Annotated in this window: 19 protein-coding genes; 15 read left to right on the top strand and 4 right to left on the bottom strand. The window is 42.1% G+C overall.

Features of this window, described 5'->3' with window-relative positions:
- The first annotated feature begins 5 nt into the window (after positions 1–5).
- The 3 genes from RWS24_RS07115 (at position 6) to nth (ending at position 2,394) form a co-directional block, all read left to right on the top strand.
- Positions 6–1,181: a 3-phosphoglycerate dehydrogenase family protein gene (locus tag RWS24_RS07115; RefSeq protein WP_314366370.1), complete on the top strand. Its 1,176-nt coding sequence runs from the start codon at positions 6–8 to the stop codon at positions 1,179–1,181.
- Between the two features lie 135 nt (positions 1,182–1,316).
- Positions 1,317–1,670, top strand: coding sequence for an arsenate reductase family protein (locus tag RWS24_RS07110; protein WP_314366369.1), 354 nt, complete (start codon positions 1,317–1,319; stop codon positions 1,668–1,670).
- Between the two features lie 94 nt (positions 1,671–1,764).
- Positions 1,765–2,394 carry an endonuclease III gene (gene nth / locus RWS24_RS07105; RefSeq protein WP_314366368.1) on the top strand — a complete coding sequence of 210 codons (630 nt, stop codon included), beginning with the start codon at positions 1,765–1,767 and terminating at the stop codon, positions 2,392–2,394.
- Positions 2,395–2,421: 27 nt separating this feature from the next.
- Here nth and RWS24_RS07100 read toward each other — a convergent pair whose 3' ends face one another.
- Together RWS24_RS07100 and RWS24_RS07095 are read right to left on the bottom strand one after the other, a co-directional pair.
- On the bottom strand, positions 2,422–2,808 hold the full coding sequence (locus RWS24_RS07100; protein WP_314366366.1) for a VOC family protein: 387 nt from the start codon (positions 2,806–2,808) through the stop codon (positions 2,422–2,424).
- Positions 2,809–2,819: 11 nt separating this feature from the next.
- Positions 2,820–3,647 (bottom strand): exodeoxyribonuclease III, encoded by an 828-nt coding sequence (locus RWS24_RS07095; RefSeq protein ID WP_314366364.1) that lies wholly within the window; start codon positions 3,645–3,647, stop codon positions 2,820–2,822.
- Positions 3,648–3,788: 141 nt separating this feature from the next.
- Here RWS24_RS07095 and RWS24_RS07090 point away from each other — a divergent pair, with 141 nt between their 5' ends.
- Complete coding sequence (locus tag RWS24_RS07090; protein WP_314366363.1) at positions 3,789–4,244, top strand: DUF3290 family protein; 456 nt, start codon at positions 3,789–3,791, stop codon at positions 4,242–4,244.
- A complete protein-coding gene (locus RWS24_RS07085; RefSeq protein ID WP_314366361.1) occupies positions 4,241–4,873 on the top strand; it encodes a DUF421 domain-containing protein in 633 nt (210 codons plus the stop codon). The genes RWS24_RS07090 and RWS24_RS07085 overlap by 4 nt, the downstream gene beginning before the upstream one ends.
- A gap of 49 nt (positions 4,874–4,922) precedes the next feature.
- Here RWS24_RS07085 and RWS24_RS07080 read toward each other — a convergent pair whose 3' ends face one another.
- Both RWS24_RS07080 and RWS24_RS07075 read right to left on the bottom strand, forming a co-directional pair.
- Positions 4,923–5,456 carry a DUF805 domain-containing protein gene (locus RWS24_RS07080; protein ID WP_314366359.1) on the bottom strand — a complete coding sequence of 178 codons (534 nt, stop codon included), beginning with the start codon at positions 5,454–5,456 and terminating at the stop codon, positions 4,923–4,925.
- A gap of 156 nt (positions 5,457–5,612) precedes the next feature.
- Positions 5,613–5,939 (bottom strand): DUF805 domain-containing protein, encoded by a 327-nt coding sequence (locus RWS24_RS07075; RefSeq protein WP_223313393.1) that lies wholly within the window; start codon positions 5,937–5,939, stop codon positions 5,613–5,615.
- Positions 5,940–6,183: 244 nt separating this feature from the next.
- Here RWS24_RS07075 and metG point away from each other — a divergent pair, with 244 nt between their 5' ends.
- The 10 genes from metG to RWS24_RS07025 all read left to right on the top strand — a co-directional run.
- Positions 6,184–8,181 carry a methionine--tRNA ligase gene (gene metG, locus RWS24_RS07070; RefSeq protein ID WP_314366356.1) on the top strand — a complete coding sequence of 666 codons (1,998 nt, stop codon included), beginning with the start codon at positions 6,184–6,186 and terminating at the stop codon, positions 8,179–8,181.
- Positions 8,182–8,358: 177 nt separating this feature from the next.
- Positions 8,359–9,624, top strand: coding sequence for a DUF6287 domain-containing protein (locus tag RWS24_RS07065; RefSeq protein ID WP_314366354.1), 1,266 nt, complete (start codon positions 8,359–8,361; stop codon positions 9,622–9,624).
- A 143-nt stretch (positions 9,625–9,767) separates the two neighbouring features.
- A complete protein-coding gene (locus RWS24_RS07060; RefSeq protein ID WP_314366352.1) occupies positions 9,768–10,523 on the top strand; it encodes a DeoR/GlpR family DNA-binding transcription regulator in 756 nt (251 codons plus the stop codon).
- A 208-nt stretch (positions 10,524–10,731) separates the two neighbouring features.
- On the top strand, positions 10,732–11,157 hold the full coding sequence (lacA, locus tag RWS24_RS07055) for a galactose-6-phosphate isomerase subunit LacA (protein WP_101771657.1): 426 nt from the start codon (positions 10,732–10,734) through the stop codon (positions 11,155–11,157).
- A 16-nt stretch (positions 11,158–11,173) separates the two neighbouring features.
- The gene (gene lacB / locus RWS24_RS07050) at positions 11,174–11,689 is read left to right on the top strand and encodes a galactose-6-phosphate isomerase subunit LacB (RefSeq protein ID WP_101771656.1); all 516 of its coding nucleotides are present in this window, start codon (positions 11,174–11,176) and stop codon (positions 11,687–11,689) included.
- A gap of 12 nt (positions 11,690–11,701) precedes the next feature.
- Positions 11,702–12,631: a tagatose-6-phosphate kinase gene (locus RWS24_RS07045; RefSeq protein ID WP_314366348.1), complete on the top strand. Its 930-nt coding sequence runs from the start codon at positions 11,702–11,704 to the stop codon at positions 12,629–12,631.
- A gap of 3 nt (positions 12,632–12,634) precedes the next feature.
- Positions 12,635–13,615, top strand: a complete 981-nt coding sequence (lacD, locus tag RWS24_RS07040) for a tagatose-bisphosphate aldolase (RefSeq protein WP_002905075.1) — start codon at positions 12,635–12,637, stop codon at positions 13,613–13,615.
- 196 nt (positions 13,616–13,811) lie between these two features.
- Positions 13,812–14,645, top strand: a complete 834-nt coding sequence (locus RWS24_RS07035; protein WP_227963820.1) for a PRD domain-containing protein — start codon at positions 13,812–13,814, stop codon at positions 14,643–14,645.
- 48 nt (positions 14,646–14,693) lie between these two features.
- Complete coding sequence (locus tag RWS24_RS07030; protein ID WP_002894735.1) at positions 14,694–15,011, top strand: PTS lactose/cellobiose transporter subunit IIA; 318 nt, start codon at positions 14,694–14,696, stop codon at positions 15,009–15,011.
- A partial coding sequence (locus RWS24_RS07025; RefSeq protein ID WP_314366342.1) for a PTS transporter subunit EIIC occupies positions 15,011–15,335 on the top strand: 325 nt, incomplete at its 3' end. The genes RWS24_RS07030 and RWS24_RS07025, both read left to right, overlap by 1 nt.

Genomic DNA, 15,335 nt, shown 5'->3' with positions numbered 1-15,335 from the left:
AAACTATGGTCTTTAGTGTCAAAACCTTTAACAATATCAATCAAATCGGGCTCAAGGAGCTGGGCAATGCTTTTCAGATTGACGGAGACAAGTCGGACAATCCAGATGCTTATATCCTGCGCAGTCAAAACCTGCATGGACAGGAATTTCCAAGCAAGCTCAAAGCCATTGCGCGAGCGGGGGCAGGAACCAATAATATTCCTGTCGACCAGGCAACGGCTCAGGGGATTGTAGTCTTCAATACGCCAGGAGCTAATGCCAATGCAGTGAAAGAAGCGGTCTTGGCTTCCATTCTCCTTTCTGCGCGTGACTATATCGCAGCTAACAGCTGGGCTAATGGTCTTTCTGGTGATGATGTTCCCAAGCAAGTGGAAGCTGGTAAGAAGCAGTTTGCTGGGACAGAGATTTCAGACAAGACTTTGGGAGTCATTGGTCTGGGAGCTATCGGCGGCCGTATTGCCAACGATGCCTATCGTCTGGGGATGAACGTCCTTGGCTATGATCCTTATGTATCCATTGAAACAGCTTGGAATATCTCTAGCCATGTCAAGCGGGTAGCAGACATTAAGGAAATCTTTGAAAAGAGTGATTATATCACTATCCATGTGCCCCTGACTGAGGATACACGCGCTACTTTTGATCAGGCTGCTTTTGGTCTTATGCAAAAGGGAACAACCCTCATCAACTTTGCCCGTGGCGAGCTGGTGGACAATGCTGCCCTCTTTGAAGCCTTGGAAACAGGTGTTATCAAGCGTTATATCACAGACTTTGGTGTAGAAGAACTGCTCCGTCATCCGCAGATTACTGTCTTTCCGCATCTGGGCGGCTCGACCGAAGAAGCTGAGCTAAACTGTGCCATTATGGCTGGGAAAACCATTCGCCGCTTCATGGAAACGGGGGAGATTATCAACTCTGTGAATTTCCCTAATGTCCGTCAGGCTCTCTCAGCGCCTTATCGGATTACTCTGATTAACAAAAATGTACCGAATATTGTGGCTCGGATTTCAACAGCGGTCAGTGATTTGAATATCAATATTGACAATATCATCAATCGTTCCAAAGGCGATTATGCCTATACTTTGTTGGATCTGGATGAGTCGGACGAAAGCAAGATTCAGGAGCTGGTTGATAAATTTGAGAATAGCGACAATATTGTGCGCGTGCGTTTAATTAAAAAATAATCGAAAAATAGAGGTGTTTCTTTATGGAATGCTTCTGTACCAGCCGATAAGCCTTTTGCTTGTCGGCTTTTTCTAATGGGTCTCGGCTTGACAAGAAGGAGCTAGCTGGGCTATCATAGGGACGGAGGAAAAACAATGTTACAATTTATCGAATATCCAAAATGCTCTACCTGCCGCAAGGCCAAGTCTGAGCTCAATCAATTAGGAGTGGACTTTGAAGCGGTGGATATTGTCCAAAATACACCTAGCCGGGACCAGCTCCTAGACTGGATCCAGAACTCGGACTTTGAGCTCAAGGCCTTTTTCAATACTAGCGGTCTCAAATACCGTGAACTGGGTCTAAAAGAAAAAGTTCCGCATTTGTCTGCTCAGGAAGCTGCAGATTTACTGGCTACAGACGGCATGCTGATTAAACGACCGCTTCTGGTTCGAGACAACCGAATCTTGCAGATTGGCTACCGGAAAGCGTATAAAGAGTTAGGTTTGTAAAGTATTAAGAATAGCTGCATTCTCAATCATGTTTTTTGGATGCTTCTTCCTTTCATGATATAATAAATCTATCTCAATCTTAGAAAGAAGAATCATGGTTTTATCAAAAAAACGGGCTCGTTATGTGATTGAAGAGATTATTGCTCTTTTCCCTGACGCTAAGCCCAGTTTGGATTTTCGCAATCACTTTGAGCTTTTGGTAGCGGTCATGCTGTCGGCGCAGACGACAGATGCTGCGGTCAATAAGGCAACACCGGCTTTATTTGAAGCCTATCCAAGTCCTCAAGACATGGCTGCGGCTGGTGAAGCTGACATTGCTAAATATATTTCTCGCCTAGGGCTCTATCGCAACAAGGCCAAGTTTTTGAAGAAATGCGCCCAGCAGCTTTTAGACGACTTTGATGGCCAAGTACCACAAACGCGGGCAGAATTGGAAAGTCTAGCTGGTGTTGGTCGCAAGACGGCTAATGTAGTCATGAGTGTGGGCTTTGGTATTCCAGCCTTTGCTGTCGATACTCATGTGGAGCGCATCTGCAAGCACCATGATATCGTAAAAAAATCGGCAACTCCACTGGAGGTAGAAAAGAGGGTCATGGATGTCCTTCCACCGGAACGTTGGTTGCCAGCTCATCAGGCCATGATTTACTTTGGCCGTGCCATCTGTCATCCTAAAAAACCCGAGTGCGATCACTATCAGCAGCTCTATAACTTTAAAGACATTTAAAAAGCGAGGTCAAATGACTTCGCTTTCTTATTCACTAAATCTTAAAAAATAACCATCTGGATCCAAAATTGCAAACTCATGAGGATAGATAAAGTTATCTCCCACTCGAAATTCTCTTTTTGTCAGGGGACGATGGATGGGATAGTCAGCTTCCAGCAGTTTTTGGTGGAGCTGAGGGACATCTTCAATGCCAAAGGAAATATTGACACCGCGCCCGAAAGGATAGGTTAGTTGGGCTAATTCTTCTGTGCTGCCTTCTTCTAGCATAAGTTGGCAGTCTTCAAGCGAGAGGAAGAGAAATTTCTCCTCTGGACGCTCGTATTCGACAGAGAATCCTAGCAGGTCGCAGTAGAAGTGGCGTGATTTTTCGATGTCAGATACTACAAATTCAGGAATGACAGCTTGATAGTCCATTCGTTTTCTCCTTAGAGTTCAATCTCCATGACAATGGGTGTGTGGTCTTGGCGCGCACCGGAGTCAATCATATCAGACTTGGTCACCTTGTCAGCCACGCGGTTGCTTGTCAGCCAGTAGTCGATTCTCCAGCCTGTATTGTTGATTTTAGAAGTCTTGCTGCGTTGCGCCCACCAAGTGTATTGGTTAGGAATATCACCGTGCAAGTGGCGGAAGGTGTCGGTGAAGCCTTTAGCCAGCAAGTTGGTGAAGCCAGCACGTTCTTCGTCGGTAAAGCCTGGTGAACGGCGGTTGCTGGCTGGATTGGCCAAGTCAATTTCCTTGTGGGCCACATTGTAGTCGCCAGTAGCGAGGACTGGTTTTTGTTTATCTAGTGTTGCCAAGTATTCAGCGTATTTGGCATCCCAGACTTGACGCTCATCCAAGCGTTTGAGGCCGTCACCAGCATTAGGCGTATAGACCTGAGTGACGAAGAAGTTGTCAAATTCCAGCGTAATGATGCGACCTTCGACATCCATGGTTGATGGAGCGCCGATTTCTGGGAAAGTTATGGTTGGCGTCAGTTCTTTTTTGTAGAGGAACATGGTTCCTGCATAGCCCTTGCGGGCCGGCTCTTGGGAGGAGCGCCAAGTGTTTTCATAGTCTGGGAAAAGATTTGTCAAAATCTCCAAGTGTTTTTTTGTCGGACCTGTCGAAGCTAGTTTTGTTTCCTGAATGGCGATAATATCCGCCTTTTCTGCCTGAAGCGTCTGAAGAACAGCCTGAGAAAGCTGAGCACGGGCAGAATCACTGGTCAATGCAGCGTTGAGAGAGTCAATGTTCCAAGAGATGAGTTTCATAAAATTTCCTTTTCTAGTAAAATTTACTGAGTTTATTATAACAAAATTTAGAACTGATTTATAGCAAAGTGATTGTAAGAAAGCTTGAAAAATAATGAAAATTTTTCTATAATGTTTCTAGAAAAATAGGGGGAAGACACCATGAAGTTCTATTCTTATGATTATGTTTTGAGTCAGATTAGTCAGCAAAACTGGGTGACAGTTGCGCTTTCTGTCTTGCTGCTGCTTGTGACAGGATTTTTTGCTTTTAAGGCCTATCGCAATAATCGTGATTCAAAATTTCGGGAACTAGCCATCATCTCTGTTTTGGCCTTGGTGGCTATGGTCTTGATTGGCATTAGCAATTTTCAGACTGACCAAGCCTCTAACAACCAGTTTCAAACCTCTCTGCATTTCATTGAGGTTATTTCAGAAGACTTGGGCGTGGATAAGTCGGAGGTCTATGTCAATACTTCAGCTGCGACGGATGGAGCGATTTTGAAGGTTGGAAAGAACTTTTATCGGGCTATGAGCGGTAGTGAGCCGGATAAATATCTGCTTGAAAAAATTGACTTGCATAAGACGACAGATATCGAAATAGTGAAGGTTGAAAAATGACATTGAATTTTCTTGAAATCCTAATTAAGCTAGCACTGGGACTTTTCTCACTGGTTTTTGTTATCAATGTGACCGGAAAAGGCAATCTGGCGCCAAATTCAGCGATCGACCAGATTCAAAACTATGTCCTTGGTGGCATTATCGGTGGGGTGATTTATAATAGCTCCATTAACATTCTTAAGTATGCAGTCATTCTCATTATGTGGACTATCTTGGTCTTGACCCTAAAGTGGCTCAATAATAATGTCCGTGCGGTTAAGCATCTGATTGATGGCAAGCCGACAACGTTGATTCAGCATGGGAAATTGATTCCCGAAGCCTGCCGTTCTGTTGGTCTTTCAGCAGCAGATGTAGCTTTGAAGCTGCGCAGCCAAGGTATTTTCCAGCTCAAGCAGGTCAAACGGGCGGTTATAGAGCAAAACGGCCAGCTGATTATTGTACAGGCTGGTGAAGAGAATCCTAAATATCCCCTTATCACAGATGGTGTTGTCCAAATTGATATTTTGGAGTCTATTGATAAAACAGAAGACTGGCTGGTGGAGAGACTGGCTAAAGACGGTTACACTGATATTTCTAATATCTTCATCGCTGAGTATGAAAGTGGCAACTTGAATGTTGTGACCTATTGAGAAAATTTTGCAAAGAGAAAGCCATTCCAGAAGCGGAATGGCTTTTGCTTTATTCAAATGGACTTTGCTCGTTTTCAGGTGATGCAAAGTTTTGTTGAGGATTAGGCTGATTTTGATAGGAGTTCTGACCAAATTGCTGCCCTTGATAACTTTGCTGGTTTTGATAAGAATTTTGGCCAAATTGTTGTTCTTGATAATTCTGATTGTTATAGAAATTATTAACAGCAGGTTCATATTTAGTAGGCTGGCAATAAAACACCAACAGAATTAAACGACCCACCAATGGGACCAAGTACAATAAGATAAGTGCCCAATGATAGCCACCATCCCGCAAGCGACGGACTTGAATAGCGAGAGAGGGAAGAAGAATTGCAATAAAATAGACCACCATTAGACCTGCTAAGGTGCTAGATAAGGCTCCCCCAGTCTCAGAGTTCAAAACTGTTTCAATCACAAGAGCAATGCAAAGTATTAGAATCATTACTAAAAAATGGCAGAGAATGGGCCACCAAAAATCTGGGCGAGTTGAGCGACCGGTGAAGTCAAAATAGCCCTTCCAAAACTTTTTATATGCATCAATCATATTAAAATTCCTTTTATTATTTTTTATTTAGTGTACTATATTTGCCCTATGATTGCAAGTTTTCAGAAAATACTAGGTATTTAATATAATATTGCAAGATAAAAACCAACCCGTTTGGATTGGTCCTACCATTATAAAGTGATGAAACTTGATTTTTTAGTATTCTGAGGGTTGACAGAGGAAGAAGAGTAGAATGAAATTACCAATAACTGGAATAAAAGACACGAAGATAAAAGCCCAATGGTAACCAGCATCTCTCAGACGGCGAATGGACAGAGATAGATTAGGAATGATAGTAAAGAAACCATAAATCTGAATTAGCGATAGAAGAGGAGCCGCATCCTCTCCAACCGTAAGTAAGAAAATTAAAGATAAGATAGTTATCAACATATTGGCAAATATAGCCCACCAATAATCTGGGCGATCTGACCGGCCGGCGAAGTCAAAAGCTCTCCGCCAAAAATCAAGATATGCATAAATCATAATAATCTCCTAAATAATTTATTTATCTTATTATATTATAAATCACTAAATATTGCAATTTAATTTTTGTTTTTAGTGGTACATTCCTCTGCACCCTCGCTGAGCAGATACATCTAAGTTGGCAATCCATTGTTTTATTTTTCAAATGGTGATAAAATAAAGTGTTGAAGTTTGCGGTTTATCTGCGTGATAAATGGCAATTTCCGAATAAAAAGAGGTCTCATTTGCCTCCTAAGGAGAAATCATGTCTGAAAAGAACTTTTATATTACAACCCCTATCTACTATCCGAGTGGTAAACTCCATATCGGGTCTGCCTATACAACTATTGCCTGTGATGTTCTGGCTCGCTACAAGCGTCTCATTGGCTACGATGTTTTCTATCTGACTGGCCTTGATGAGCATGGACAGAAGATTCAGCAAAAAGCTGAAGAAGCTGGTATCAGTCCTCAAGCTTATGTAGATGGTATGGCGGTTGGGGTCAAGGAACTCTGGAAACTGCTGGATATTTCTTATGATAAATTTATCCGGACGACCGATGACTACCATGAAAAAGTTGTAGCAGATGTCTTTGAACGACTCTTAGCTCAAGATGATATCTACTTGGGTGAATATTCAGGCTGGTATTCTGTATCAGATGAGGAATTTTTTACCGAAAGCCAGCTGGCAGAAGTCTTCCGTGATGAAAATGGAAAGGTAACCGGCGGAATTGCGCCATCTGGACATGAAGTGGAGTGGGTATCAGAAGAGTCTTACTTCCTGCGCCTTAGCAAGTACCAAGACCGCTTGGTAGAATTTTTTAAATCTCATCCAGACTTTATCACACCAGACGGACGTCTCAATGAAATGCTGAAAAACTTCATTGAGCCAGGTCTGGAAGACTTGGCCGTATCTCGGACGACCTTTACTTGGGGCGTGCCTGTGCCATCTAATCCTAAACACGTAATTTATGTCTGGATTGATGCCCTGCTCAACTATGCGACAGCCCTTGGATACGATCAGGATGATCATGCTAACTACGATAAATTCTGGAATGGAACAGTCTTCCACATGGTGGGCAAGGACATTCTGCGTTTCCACTCTATCTACTGGCCAATCCTGCTCATGATGCTGGATATTAAGCTGCCCGACCGCTTGATTGCTCACGGCTGGTTTGTCATGAAGGATGGCAAGATGTCCAAGTCTAAGGGCAATGTGGTCTATCCCGAAATGCTGGTAGAACGCTATGGTTTGGATGCATTGCGTTATTACCTTATGCGCAGTCTTCCTGTTGGTTCAGACGGAACCTTCACTCCTGAGGACTATATAGGTCGGATCAACTATGAATTGGCCAATGACCTTGGGAACCTGCTCAACCGTACGGTTTCTATGATTAACAAGTACTTTGACGGTCAAGTGCCAGCCTATGAAGAAAATGTGACGGATTTTGACGGAGCTCTGGCTCAGGTGGCAGCCCAATCCATCACTGACTACTACAAACACATGGATGCAGTTGACTACCCACGTGCTCTGGAAGCAGTCTGGACGCTCATCTCCCGCACCAATAAATACATTGATGAAACCGCTCCTTGGGTTCTGGCTAAGAATGATTCCAAGGTCAAAGAACTGGCAGCAGTCATGAGCCACTTGTCAGCGAGCCTTCGTGTTGTGGCACACATGATTGAGCCTTTCATGATGGAAACGAGTAAGGCTGTCCTCAGCCAACTTGGCTTGCCTCAAGCAGCTTCGCTGGAAAACCTAGCAATTGATCAGCTCCCAGCAGGCTTGATAGTTGTAGAGAAAGGAACACCAATCTTCCCACGTCTGGATATGGAAGAAGAAATTGCCTATATCAAGGGACAAATGGAAGGCAACAAACCTGAGGTTGAAAAAGAATGGAATCCAGAAGAAGTCGAGCTCAAACTTAACCGCAAGGAAATCAAGTTTGATGACTTTGATAAGGTAGAAATCCGTGTTGCAGAAGTCAAAGAGGTGTCTAAAGTTGAAGGCTCAGATAAGCTTCTTCAATTCCGCTTGGATGCAGGAGACGGTGAGGACCGCCAAATCCTCTCTGGTATTGCTAAATACTATCCAAACGAGCAAGAACTGGTCGGTAAGAAAGTCCAAATCGTAGCTAATCTCAAACCACGTAAGATGATGAAAAAATATGTTAGCCAAGGGATGATTCTATCAGCCGAGCACGGCGACCAACTGACTCTCCTTACTGTGGACGAAAATGTCCCAAATGGAAGTTTGATTGGATAGCAATCTTTTATCTAATGACAATCCCCCAGCAGCCTCCTGCTGGGGGATTTATTAGTATTTTCTGTTTAGAAATAACTCATATATTTATTTTAAGGATTTACAATTCTAATCCAAAAAGTTATAATAACATTGGTTTTGTAAGGGAGTTAAAAATTATTAAATGAATCGGAGAGAAATATGAGAAAAGGTTACAGGGGAACAAATAGAGTTAAAAAACAGAAATTTATATTTTGGGGTTCTATTATTTGTATAACTATCCTAGGCTTAGTTTGTTTTTTTGTCTATAAGCAATATAGTTCGAAAAATACTAAAGAAGTTAGTGAACATATATATAGTTCGTATAAAGTTGATATTACAGGGGAGTATATTTCTAATACTGGCAGTAAAGCTGTAATTAGTTCCCTTGATCATAAGTGGAAAATAGACTATCAAACCTCCGATGGTAAGGTTTCTGGTATTTTTGAGACTAGTTGGAAAGAAGAGGGAAAGAAAAAAACTTCTACTAGCAAAATGAAAAAATCTGATGGTTATGATAGTTTTAAGATCACTATTGAAGTATTTGATGACAAAGATAAACTCGTTACAGTTACTTTATCTGATGGTGATTTAAAGCATGAAATGATATTTTCTAATCAAAACGATTTCTTTAAATCAGATAATGCCAAAGACCAGGACTTAGTACTCAAGGGGAACTTATCTTCATTTGACGGTGTTTATTCCAATGACGATTTGGAACAATCAATAGCTGATTCAGGATTTACTTTATATGCTTATAAGCCTGAAGATTATTTTCAAAATCGAACCAGTGTATTCCCAAGAATTACTGGAAAAGGCAATGATTGGAATTTTTGGAGTGGCTCTTCTCATATGCAATATAAGTTGAATGAGAATAAACTGCCTAGAAAAATAGGAGATTATTATGAAGCATATTTTATTGGAGTAAACCAAATAGCTGTAGAGGGTAAAGAAATTTCAGTGTTTTTGGTTCCAGAAAATATTGAGGGACCAAATGGAGATATTAGTTCAGAAAAAAGAATAATATTTGGTCAAACAAATCAAATTAGTTTTAGAGAATATCAAGATAAGTGGTGGGAAAAATATACTACTGACTCAGTAGAGAAACAAGATTTGGACATTGAAGCCATTATGAAAGGTGATTATGCGACTTTAGCAGGTGTCTGGAAAAACGGAGAAGGTCTGGAGATAATTATAACCGCAGATGGAAAAACGAACAGAAATGAGAGTATCTCACCAAATTCGATTTCCAATTTCAAGTTTCCAACACTCAACATTCGGTCAGGGAATTCAGGAGCTATGATTGCTTTATTTAAAATAGGCTTTAGAAATCCGTATGGTGATCAATCTGATAGTAGTAGACCGAGATTAGTTTTTGGGCAGAATATCGGAAATGTTCCTGCTGAACAATACTACTATAAACAGTAGGAAAAATTAGAAATCCGAGAGCAAAAACAGTTGTTGTTCTCGGATTTTTATATCACATTTTTGTTTAAAACAAACAAATAATATGGAAAAAAACAGAAAAATGAGTTATAATAAACAAAACTAGAGTGTAGAGAGGGAATAGTATGGGTAAAAATCAGAGACAGGATGAAATAGTTAAGCTGGTGGATCGAACTGGGACAGCGACGGTTGCTGAGATTGTCGAGACTATGAAGGTCTCAGACATGACGGTTCGGCGGGACTTGATCGAGCTGGAAAGTAAAGGGCTGCTGACTCGTGTTCACGGTGGGGCCAAAAGTAATCAGCACCTCAAGTACAGAGAAATCCCTCATGAAGAGAAGCTTTATCAGAATATCGAGGCCAAGCGGACTGTGGCCAAGAAGGCTGAGGAGCTGATTGAAGATGGCGATACTATTTTTCTTGGACCGGGGACTTCTGTGGAAGTGCTGGCTGAGGAAATCACCAATCAGCATCTGCGCGTGATTACCAACTGCCTTCCGATTTTTCACGATCTTTTGAAGAAGAAGTCGGATACCTTCAAAGTCTTTCTACTTGGTGGGGAGATGCGGGAAGCGACTCAAGCCTTTGTCGGCGAGATGACCAATGCTATCATGGATAAGATGTACTTTACTAAGATGTTTTTCAGTGGTAATGGTATCAAAAACGGGCAGATTATGACCTCTTCCTTTGAAGAGGCCTATACTCAGAAGCTAGCTTTGGAGCGCTCGACAGAGACCTACCTACTGATTGATTCGTCAAAAGTCGGAAAAGAGGATTTTACCTCTATTTGTCCTTTATCAGAAATTACAGCTGTTATCACAGACCAGATGTCTGAAAATGCTCAAGAAGAACTGGAGGTTTATACCAAGATTATTTCCTAGTTTATTTTAAATGGATGAAAAAATTATCAGAAAGCTCTTTTTAGGGCTTTTTTGTTTATTTTAATCATTTTCAAAAATATTTTGATTAAAACAAACAAAAACCAGTTGACAAATAACTTTTAAAGGAGTATAGTATGCTTATAGGAAACAGAAAGTGTTTTTTATAAACAATATTCTGTGCAAAAAAATCAAACAAAGGAGAATGCTCATGGCAATTATTATTGGAGCAGATGCTGCTGGAAGCAATCTAAAAGATGTGGTCAAGGATTTTCTCGTCGAAGAAAACTTTGAAGTGGTGGATGTGACGAAAGAAGGTCAGGATTTTGTTGATGTGACCCTTGCAGTTGCGGCTGAGGTGAATAAACAAGAGGAAAATCTTGGTATTGTCATTGACGCTTATGGTGCTGGTCCATTTATGGTAGCGACCAAAATCAAAGGCATGGTAGCGGCGGAAGTCTCAGATGAACGCTCTGCCTACATGACTCGCGGCCATAACAACTCTCGCATGATTACGATGGGAGCTGAAATCGTTGGTGAAGGGCTGGCTAAGAACATTGCCAAAGGCTTTGTCAATGGTAAATACGACGGCGGCCGCCACCAAATCCGTGTCGACATGCTCAACAAGATGTGCTAAGAAAAGGAGAAATCAAATGAAAATTGCAATTGGATGTGACCATATCGTTACCAATGAAAAAATGGCAGTCGTAGATTTCTTGAAATCAAAAGGCTACGAAGTACTGGACTACGGAACTTATGACCATGTGAGGACCCACTACCCTATCTACGGAAAAAAGGTAGGAGAAGCAGTGGCAAGTGGCAAGGCGGATTTGGGAATCTGTATTTGCGGTACTGGTGTTGGCATTAACAACGCTGTAAATAAAGTTCCTGGCATCCGCTCAGCTCTGGTGCGCGATATGACCTCGGCTCTCTATGCTAAGGAAGAGCTCAATGCTAATGTTATCGGTTTTGGTGGAAAAATCACTGGTGAGCTCCTCATGTGTGACATCATCGAAGCTTTCATCCATGCGGAGTACAAGCCTACTGAAGAAAACAAAAAATTGATTGCGAAAATTGAGCACGTTGAAACTCACAATGCTCATCAAGCGGATGCAAACTTCTTTACAGAATTCCTTGAAAAATGGGATCGTGGAGAGTACCACGATTAGAGAGGTAGCTAGATGATTCTTACAGTGACCATGAATCCTTCTATTGATATTTCCTATCCCTTAGAAGAATTGAAAATAGATACTGTTAATCGTGTTGCAGAAGTCAGTAAAACAGCGGGGGGCAAGGGTCTCAACGTAACCAGGGTCTTGGCGGAAATTGGAGACAATGTCGCTGCGACGGGACTGATTGGTGGGACAAATGGTGAGTTTCTCTTGCAGAATCTTCATCAAACTGTGCGGCCATTATTTTATAATATTTCAGGAGATACGAGAAACTGTATTGCTATCTTACACGAAGGCAAGCAAACAGAAATCCTAGAAGCCGGTCCGACTATTACAGCGGATGAGGCAAATGGTTTTTTACATCATTTTAAATCATTAATGGAATCAGCTGAGGTAGTTAGTATCTCGGGCAGTCTGCCAGCGGGTTTACCAGTTGAATATTATATTCAATTGGTTGAAATTGCTAATCAAGCTGGCAATAAGGTGGTGCTGGATTGCTCTGGGGCAGCTCTGGAAGCTGTGCTTAAATCAGATGTCAAACCAACTGCCATCAAGCCTAATAATGAGGAACTTTCTCAGTTGTTGGGTCGCGAGGTTTCCAAAGATTTGGATGAATTAAAAGCTGTCCTTTCAGAACCGCTATTTGAAGGAATCGAGTGGATCATCGTATCACTCGGTGCAGATGGCGCTTTTGCCAAACACTGGGACACTTTCTATAAAGTAGATATCCCTAAAATCCAAGTGGTTAATCCAGTTGGATCCGGCGACTCAACTGTTGCAGGGATTTCTTCGGCTCTGAGTCTTCGCTTAGATGATGCTTCCTTATTGAAGAAAGCAAATGTTCTGGGCATGCTCAATGCCCAAGAAAAAATGACTGGTCATGTCAATGTTTACAATTATGATAATTTATATAATCAAATTACAGTAAAAGAGGTATAAAGAATGGTATTAACAGAACAAAAACGCAAGTACATGGAAAAACTTTCTGATGAGAATGGCATCATTTCTGCCTTGGCATTTGACCAACGCGGTGCTTTGAAACGCCTCATGGCTCAACACCAGGAAGCAGAACCAACAGTAGCTCAAATGGAAGAACTGAAAGTTTTGGTTGCAGAAGAACTGACTCCTTACGCTTCGTCTATGCTGCTGGATCCTGAGTATGGCCTGCCTGCTACTAAAGCTCTGGACAAAAATGCTGGCCTGTTATTGGCCTATGAAAAGACAGGCTACGATACTTCTAGCACCAAGCGCTTGCCTGACTGTCTGGATGTTTGGTCTGCAAAACGCATCAAAGAACAAGGTGCAGATGCAGTGAAATTCCTTCTTTACTACGATGTAGATAGCTCTGAAGAACTTAACCAGCAAAAGCAGGCTTATATCGAGCGTGTAGGTTCAGAGTGTGTGGCAGAAGATATTCCTTTCTTCCTTGAAATCTTGGCTTACGATGAAAAGATTGCGGATGCTTCCAGCGCTGAGTACGCTAAAGTGAAACCTCACAAGGTTATCGGAGCTATGAAGGTCTTCTCAGATCCACGTTTCAACATTGATGTCTTGAAAGTGGAAGTTCCAGTCAACGTTAAATACGTTGAAGGCTTTGGCGATGGTGAAGTGGTGCATACTAAAGAACAAGCTGCAGCCTTCTTCAAGGAACAGGATGAGGCAACGAACCTGCCATACATCTACTTGAGTGCGGGTGTATCAGCGAAACTCTTCCAAGAAACACTTGTGTTCGCTCATGAGTCAGGTGCTAACTTCAACGGCGTTCTTTGTGGACGTGCGACTTGGGCTGGCAGTGTCAAAGACTATATTGAGCAAGGCGAAGAAGCAGCTCGCAAGTGGCTTCGTACAACAGGATTTGAAAATATTGATGAGCTCAACAAGGTTCTTCAAAAAACAGCTACCTCTTGGAAAGAAAGAGTCTAAAATTTGTTAAAAAATAAATAAAGTAAGGGTTTACATTCTGCGACTGATATGCTATAATGAAATCAGAAATTGAATAGGGTGAGCGTTACTAAGTTGGATTAGGCGTGACCGCAAATAAATTGAGGGAAGAACTAGCCTCGGTTTGTTTGTGGTCTTTTTGTTTTGCCAGAACCCTAGAAAATGAAGAGGAGGAGATATGTATCGAATCATACATCCTATGAACAACAATGTTGCTCTAGCCAAACATGAAAACGGTGAAGAGGTTGTTCTGATTGGCAGTGGCATAGCTTTTAATAAAAAGAAGGGTGACATCGTTCTGGAAAGTAAGATTGAGAAAATCTTTCGCCTAAGAACGGAAGAGTCTAAAGAAAACTTTGTGGCCTTGCTCAAAGATGTTCCACTAGACTTTATCACAGTAACCTATGATGTGATTGACACCCTTTCTAAGAAGTATGATTACCCTGTCCAGGAGTATATCTATGTCACGCTGACGGATCACATCTACTGTTCTTATCAGGCTCTGCAGCAGGGGCGGTACAAGGAGAGTGACCTGCCAGATGCTTCGGACAAATACCCTGTCCCTTATCAGATTGCTCAGGAAGCGGTAGCGATATACCGCGAGCGGTTGTTGGATCATTTCCCTAGCGACGAGGTCAATCGCATTGCCTATCACTTTATCAATGCTGAAGGGGAGACTAATCCCGAGGGGCAAAGTCACTTGGGCAAGCGAAAAGATATTCTGGCTGCAGTTGAAGCAGAGCTGAAGAAAAATGGCATTAAAAGAAGTGCAGAAAACAGCAATTTTTATGACCGTTTTATGATTCACCTGAACTACTTTTTAGACTATCTGGACAGAAGCCGTGATGACAATGTTTCCCTGCTGGAAATGGAAAGTCAGATCCAGATGACCTACCCTCAAGCCTATCAGGTCGGAAGCGATATTTACCACATCATTGCCCAGAAGACGGGAACTGATCTCTACCGCAGCGAACGGGTTTACCTGGTGCTGCATATTCAACGCCTTTTATAATAGCAAATAATAATAAAATTTTACACAAGAATACAAGGAGGAACTCTCATGAATAGAGAAGAAGTAACATTGCTCGGTTTTGAAATTGTGGCCTATGCTGGTGACGCTCGCTCCAAGCTCCTGGAAGCATTGAAAGCTGCAGAGGCTGGGGATTTTGCTAAGGCAGACGCCTTGGTAGAAGAAGCCAATGGCTGTATCGCCGAAGCACACCATGCTCAGACCAGTCTTTTGACAAAAGAAGCGGCTGGTGAGGACTTGGCTTACAGTGTGACCATGATGCACGGTCAAGATCACTTAATGACTACTATTTTGCTAAAAGACATGATGCACCATTTGATTGAACTATACAAAAGAGGAGTAAAATAATGAACAAACTCATCGGACTTATTGAGAAAGGGAAGCCTTTCTTTGAGAAGATTTCTCGGAATATCTATCTCCGTGCTATTCGGGATGGCTTTATCGCTGGTATGCCAGTCATCCTCTTCTCATCTATCTTTATCTTGATTGCCTATGTGCCAAATGCTTGGGGCTTCCACTGGTCTAAGGACATTGAAACTTTCCTTATGACTCCTTATAGCTATTCGATGGGGATTCTGGCATTCTTTGTGGGTGGGACCACTGCCAAGGCGCTGACAGACTCTGTCAACCGCGACCTGCCTGCGACAAACCAGATTAACTTCTTGTCTACTA

The sequence above is a fragment of the uncultured Streptococcus sp. genome, from assembly GCF_963528215.1.
Taxonomy (GTDB): Bacteria; Bacillota; Bacilli; order Lactobacillales; family Streptococcaceae; genus Streptococcus.
This window is presented reverse-complemented; position numbering and strand designations above follow the sequence as displayed.

Coding starts and splice junctions, on each gene's coding strand:
- RWS24_RS07090 (WP_314366363.1), top strand. CDS start 3,789: ATGAAGTTCTATTCTTATGATTATGTTTTGAGTCAGATTAGTCAGCAA.
- RWS24_RS07080 (WP_314366359.1), bottom strand. CDS start 5,456: ATGATTGATGCATATAAAAAGTTTTGGAAGGGCTATTTTGACTTCACC.
- RWS24_RS07065 (WP_314366354.1), top strand. CDS start 8,359: ATGAGAAAAGGTTACAGGGGAACAAATAGAGTTAAAAAACAGAAATTT.
- nth (WP_314366368.1), top strand. CDS start 1,765: ATGGTTTTATCAAAAAAACGGGCTCGTTATGTGATTGAAGAGATTATT.
- RWS24_RS07085 (WP_314366361.1), top strand. CDS start 4,241: ATGACATTGAATTTTCTTGAAATCCTAATTAAGCTAGCACTGGGACTT.
- RWS24_RS07030 (WP_002894735.1), top strand. CDS start 14,694: ATGAATAGAGAAGAAGTAACATTGCTCGGTTTTGAAATTGTGGCCTAT.
- RWS24_RS07060 (WP_314366352.1), top strand. CDS start 9,768: ATGGGTAAAAATCAGAGACAGGATGAAATAGTTAAGCTGGTGGATCGA.
- RWS24_RS07075 (WP_223313393.1), bottom strand. CDS start 5,939: ATGATTTATGCATATCTTGATTTTTGGCGGAGAGCTTTTGACTTCGCC.
- RWS24_RS07045 (WP_314366348.1), top strand. CDS start 11,702: ATGATTCTTACAGTGACCATGAATCCTTCTATTGATATTTCCTATCCC.
- lacB (WP_101771656.1), top strand. CDS start 11,174: ATGAAAATTGCAATTGGATGTGACCATATCGTTACCAATGAAAAAATG.
- RWS24_RS07110 (WP_314366369.1), top strand. CDS start 1,317: ATGTTACAATTTATCGAATATCCAAAATGCTCTACCTGCCGCAAGGCC.
- RWS24_RS07035 (WP_227963820.1), top strand. CDS start 13,812: ATGTATCGAATCATACATCCTATGAACAACAATGTTGCTCTAGCCAAA.
- RWS24_RS07115 (WP_314366370.1), top strand. CDS start 6: ATGGTCTTTAGTGTCAAAACCTTTAACAATATCAATCAAATCGGGCTC.
- metG (WP_314366356.1), top strand. CDS start 6,184: ATGTCTGAAAAGAACTTTTATATTACAACCCCTATCTACTATCCGAGT.
- lacD (WP_002905075.1), top strand. CDS start 12,635: ATGGTATTAACAGAACAAAAACGCAAGTACATGGAAAAACTTTCTGAT.
- lacA (WP_101771657.1), top strand. CDS start 10,732: ATGGCAATTATTATTGGAGCAGATGCTGCTGGAAGCAATCTAAAAGAT.
- RWS24_RS07100 (WP_314366366.1), bottom strand. CDS start 2,808: ATGGACTATCAAGCTGTCATTCCTGAATTTGTAGTATCTGACATCGAA.
- RWS24_RS07095 (WP_314366364.1), bottom strand. CDS start 3,647: ATGAAACTCATCTCTTGGAACATTGACTCTCTCAACGCTGCATTGACC.